Origin of the sequence: Streptococcus sp. 2022WUSS037, from assembly GCF_044427225.1 — a bacterium.
GTDB lineage: Bacteria > Bacillota > Bacilli > Lactobacillales > Streptococcaceae > Streptococcus.
This window is the reverse complement of sequence record NZ_JAOTGJ010000059.1, coordinates 1-4979: the sequence shown is the minus strand read 5'-3', so window position 1 is coordinate 4979 and position 4979 is coordinate 1. Positions and strand designations below refer to the sequence as shown.

At 36.4% G+C, this 4979-nt stretch carries 5 protein-coding genes; 3 read left to right on the top strand and 2 right to left on the bottom strand.

Translation table 11 applies throughout. The features are described from left to right. Nucleotides 1-182: 182 nt before the first annotated feature. Nucleotides 183-512: a PaaI family thioesterase gene (locus ODU55_RS11415; RefSeq protein ID WP_398582892.1), complete on the top strand. Its 330-nt coding sequence runs from the start codon at nucleotides 183-185 to the stop codon at nucleotides 510-512. A 232-nt stretch (nucleotides 513-744) separates the two neighbouring features. Beyond that, nucleotides 745-1896, top strand: a complete 1152-nt coding sequence (mutY, locus tag ODU55_RS11410; protein WP_398582891.1) for an A/G-specific adenine glycosylase — start codon at nucleotides 745-747, stop codon at nucleotides 1894-1896. 509 nt (nucleotides 1897-2405) lie between these two features. Here the strand turns inward: mutY and ODU55_RS11405 are convergent. Beyond that, on the bottom strand, nucleotides 2406-3200 hold the full coding sequence (locus tag ODU55_RS11405; protein WP_398582890.1) for a helix-turn-helix domain-containing protein: 795 nt from the start codon (nucleotides 3198-3200) through the stop codon (nucleotides 2406-2408). Between the two features lie 223 nt (nucleotides 3201-3423). Here ODU55_RS11405 and ODU55_RS11400 point away from each other — a divergent pair, with 223 nt between their 5' ends. After that, nucleotides 3424-3966: a hypothetical protein gene (locus ODU55_RS11400; protein WP_398582889.1), complete on the top strand. Its 543-nt coding sequence runs from the start codon at nucleotides 3424-3426 to the stop codon at nucleotides 3964-3966. A 719-nt stretch (nucleotides 3967-4685) separates the two neighbouring features. Here ODU55_RS11400 and ODU55_RS11395 read toward each other — a convergent pair. Next, nucleotides 4686-4979: transposase (locus tag ODU55_RS11395; RefSeq protein WP_398582888.1), on the bottom strand; the 294-nt coding region annotated here is incomplete at its 5' end.

Genomic DNA, 4979 nt, shown 5'->3' with positions numbered 1-4979 from the left:
AGAGTGAAAAACTTTCTTTGTGAACATCCATTCCGATGAAAAGTGTGGTAAAATGAAACATATAAGACCTCCAATTGAGTGTGGTAATTCCTGTTAGAAGTTGATTGTTTTTTTATTCTAGTGTACAGGTAAATCCACGGATTCTCAACTGGGGGTCTTTACATATTGTCTATCAAGCTACAATGCTCAATGAGAAAGAGGTGCTACTGACTACAAAGGTGACGGAAAAATCTCTCAATCCATACGGCATGGCACATGGAGGTTTTCTTTTCACATTGGCAGATTCAGTTGCAGGTCTGACAACGGTAGCAAGGGGGGCTTATTCTGTTACCCTACAGTCCAATATCCATTATATGAAGGCAGCTAAACTTGGTGATACCTTATCCGTCACTGGTTCTTGCACACATGATGGAAGCAGGACAAAGGTCGTTGAAGTTAAGATAGAAAACCAAGATAAACAGCTACTTGCTTCCGCGAGCTTTACCATGTTTGTAACAGGTAAAGTAGAATAAAATTCTTCGAACATCAAAAACAGACAGTCTTGGCTAGATTTAGAGAAAAAATTCATTCGCTCAATCTCCAACCTCCAAAGTTTCCCCAAACATTTGTAGAGACGAACTTCGTTCGCTCTATTTCCAACCTCCAAAGGTTCCCCAAACCTTTGGAGCTAGTTTGATTTTGATTATAAACGATATAAGGGAGTTGGCAAAAGCTGGCTCCCTTTCTTTATGTTATACTAGATGTATGTTAGATTTGAAAGAATATGGAATCGAAATGTGGCCGGAGGAAAAGATTCAAGCTTTTCGCAAGGCACTCTTAGATTGGTATGATGCTAATAAACGTGACTTGCCTTGGAGAAGGACAAGGGACCCATATGCTATATGGGTTTCTGAAATCATGCTTCAACAGACAAGAGTAGACACGGTCATTCCTTATTATGAACGTTTTCTCCATCACTTACCTACGATTAGTGATTTAGCACAAGCTCCAGAGGAGGTTATTCTCAAACTCTGGGAAGGACTGGGCTATTATTCACGTGTTCGAAATATGCAAAAGGCTGCTCAGCAAATGATGGAAGATTTTAATGGAAAATTTCCAACTACGCATGCAGAAATTTCTAGTTTAAAAGGTATCGGTCCCTATACCGCGGGTGCGATTTCAAGTATTGCTTTTGATTTGCCAGAGCCAGCAGTAGATGGCAATGTCATGCGGGTCCTTAGTCGGTTATTTGAGGTGGATTACGATATCGGCGTGCCAACCAATCGCAAGATTTTTCAAACAATGATGGAAATCTTGATAGACCCTGACAGACCTGGAGATTTCAACCAAGCCTTAATGGATTTAGGGTCGGATATTGAATCGCCAGTCAATCCTCGCCCTCAAGATAGCCCTGTCAAAGACTTTAGTGCTGCCTATCTAAACGGCACCATGGATAAGTACCCTATCAAAGCACCGAAGAAAAAGCCCGTTCCCGTAGCCTATCAAGGCTTTATTATCCGCAATAAAGACAATCAATTTTTATTGGAAAAAAATAATGAAGCAGGGCTCTTATCAGGTTTTTGGTCCTTTCCGCTTTTGGAAAAAGGGGCTGTCGTTGACAAACAAGTTTCACTCTTTGAAGTAGCAGAAGAAACTGTTCAGCCAGATATTCGGCAGAGCTTCACAGAACATTACGGCATGACAGTTGATTGGCAAGATGAAGAATTTGATTCCGTACAACACATCTTTAGCCACCGCAAATGGCAAATTGACTTGATTGAAGGTTTGGTAGATACAATCGAGCTATCAGCTCCAAACGAAGTAAAATGGGTCTCTGTAGAAGATTTTCCTAAATATCCTTTTGCAAAACCCCAACAAAAAATGTGGGAATCCTATATTAAAGCAAAAAAATTGTGATTGGAGCACATAATTATTTGAAAGCGTTTTACATTGGTGGTATAATGTAGATAAAAAGAGATGAAGAGTGATGAGGAACGCCATCCAAAAAGTCGAAAGGAGTATTAAGCGTTCTTTGAGCAGTACATACTACTAGTGACTTTGCTCCGTAAGGCAAGGTTGCTAGTAGGGGAAAAGTCCATTATCCCTGTTTCATATCAATTTGTGATATCTGTTGTCAAATGCATAGCATAACTTACAATTAGCCTTGCTACCCAGTTCACTCAAAAGTAGGCTAAGAATATTCGTGTCGTAACAACTTGGTGTTCAAATGTTTGAACAAATCCTAAGAAAATCACAAAAACCTCTAGCGATTTTCATCTTATATAAGCAATCTCCACACTTTAGACAAATAGTAAGAGGACAAACAATGACATAAGGGTAGCAGAATAATTATTTAATCATTTAATTATTGTCAATTTGCTGATAATGGGCTTTTCTGATTTTAAAAAGGAGACAAATGTCTCCTTTTAATTATTGCTAATAATCTCGACTACCTGACCAATTGTTCGAATTTCATCGTCTTCTGTAAAATAAATATCATCATAGTCTGGGTTTAAGGATTGAAGGTAATCCCCTTTGAATTTTTTTACAAAATTCTCACCATTTACAGAAAAAATTCCTATCGAATTCATGGGAATAGAAGAAGTCAGTTTTATGAACAAGTAGTCTCCGTCAAGAATTAGTGGAGACATTGAGTCTCCAACGACTTGTGCAATGGTATCATACTGAGTACTTGTTGGTAAATCATCAGTGTAGAAAGATACGAAACGATTGAAGTCAGCATCTTGCCAGTATCCAGTTCCGGCAGAAACCTTTCCAGGAACGGCTAATTCAACCCGGTCTCTGAAATCATCTAAGGAAATAAGATTGGAAGATTGTTGTTTTGCCGACATACTATTAAGTTGATCTTGTCCAAATGCAATCCATTTACTATGAAACTCATCACGCAATTCTCTATCCAAAAACTGGACTTGAGAATGGAGAGGCATTTGAAAAAGTTGGAATTGTTGAGGAGTGATTGTCAAAGCAATTTCTTGATTGGAATCTAATTGTGAAACAAGTTCGCCAACATCGATATCCATTCCTCTAGCTACTTTCTCAAGAGTTTCCAAAGTAGGAAGTAGGGCTTTTTTTGTTTTTGGGTGTTGATTTTTTTCCAACATGGAAATGTAGCCTTTAGTCAGTCCAGATAAGCTTGCAAAACCATCCATTGTGAGTTTATTTTTTTGTCTAAAATCTTTGATAATATCACCTAGAATCATGTTTGCCTCCGATTCGTTTAACATATTATACCATGAATAAAATTCTTTTACAAGTTTTGTTTAACATGTTTGACAAAATTAAAAAATGGTGGTAATATATAACCACAAAGAACAAGTCGAATGAAAAAAATAAATTTATTTGGACTATTTTCTAGAGCTTATTTTAAATTTGGCATTCTATCGACTTTTCAAATTTGATTGATTATTAAAGGAGATTATAAAAATGTTTGGATTAGTAGCTAAAAAAACAGGAGTCAAAGAGGTTGAAGAATATTGGGCAGGTACTTTAATTGAAAAGGGAATTCGTGAAGTAGAAGACAATTTGAGTGGTTCTTGCTGGAGATGTAAAACTTCTTTTGCTGTATCTGCTTGTCAAATTGTCAATAAAATCTGGCCCTTGTCTTATTCTTTGTCTAATAGAATGGTTCTTTGTCAATCATGTCAATTTGAGAAACCTTTAGTAAAAAATCCTAATCTGGTTTGGAATTGGCTTGAGAATGAGAGTGGTCAACTGTTTTGGGCGAAGCAGGGGATGTCTGAGTATGAAAGAAGATATGAAAAATCAGTCTTGCAAGAACTATGGGATATGGGGATTCGTAACAGTTCAGAAGTCGAAAGTCTAGTTGAGAGAGTCTTGAAATCTGTGCGAATCAATTGTCAAATCATCAATCAATCCACTTTGGCTAATGTATTTCGTTCCGAAATTATACTTATGCAGAAGGAAATGATTGAGAACGTTGAAGAAAATAATGGGTTTGCTTGCTAAGTTTGATTTTCGATATCTTTTTATTTAGTAATTCTAGGATATCACTAATTTTTATTTTTTTGCCACAGCATTAAATTGATAAATGACTATTTTTAAGAATACTTCGTTAACCTTTTAATTCATTTTTGTGAGAATGATATTCATATCTTTTAAAGATTGAGACGATTTAATAATATTGAGGATGTGTACATATCCTATCCAAATACAAATTTGTTCAAAAAAAACAGCTTAGAATTACATTTCCAGAAACGTTGATTCTAAGCTGTTTTCTATTTTATGATTTTTGACCAGGGTCTGAATAACAATAACTATGGTAATGTGTTTTCTAGACATTAATTCGTAGAGTTAGAAGGGGGCGTTTGTCAGAACTATAGACAATTCAAAATTGAAATCTATTTGTATCTTGTAGCAGTTATTTTTGATTCTTTGAGGTGTAATGATGTTGAAGGTTTGAATTGATAATTTTAGGATTCTCTAATGGATCGATTTTCTTTTATTGCAAAATTATGTCCACAAAATCGACAATGGTAATGAGTTTTATCAGCTTCATAAAGAAGGGCAAACATTGCGCCGTTTCTTCCACCAATTGCTTGACCTATAATTGCATCTCGAGGAGAATATCCGCGTTTTTTGGGAGCCCACTGAAAAAGTCTCCAGTTACTCTGACCCTTATAAAAAAATAGGAATTCTCCTAAATGATTGGGAGAATTCCTATTTTTCTACTCTTCCTTTTGGTCTATTAAGATCATAATTCGCTTCATATTGACTACAAATATGGTGGTGGCTGCTTGTAATTCCATGTTGAAAAGACCTGATGCTCTGGCGACATCAAGACCGTGTCTTTGTTTCAATTCCGCATTTTTGGCTTCAATCTTGTAACGGTTTCTTGCCATTTCTTTGAAGTAAGGTGTTTCCTGAAATCGTTTTTGAAAAAGATGCTCATGACTCTTAATCGTAACGGAATAGGTCTTAGTCTGTGCACCTTCTTTATAACAGCCCTCTTTACTAGGGCA

Bases quoted from the DNA above. Each gene is read 5' to 3' on its own strand.
- ODU55_RS11415 (WP_398582892.1), top strand. From the start codon at position 183: ATGCTCAATGAGAAAGAGGTGCTACTGACTACAAAGGTGACGGAAAAA.
- mutY (WP_398582891.1), top strand. From the start codon at position 745: ATGTTAGATTTGAAAGAATATGGAATCGAAATGTGGCCGGAGGAAAAG.
- ODU55_RS11405 (WP_398582890.1), bottom strand. From the start codon at position 3,200: ATGATTCTAGGTGATATTATCAAAGATTTTAGACAAAAAAATAAACTC.
- ODU55_RS11400 (WP_398582889.1), top strand. From the start codon at position 3,424: ATGTTTGGATTAGTAGCTAAAAAAACAGGAGTCAAAGAGGTTGAAGAA.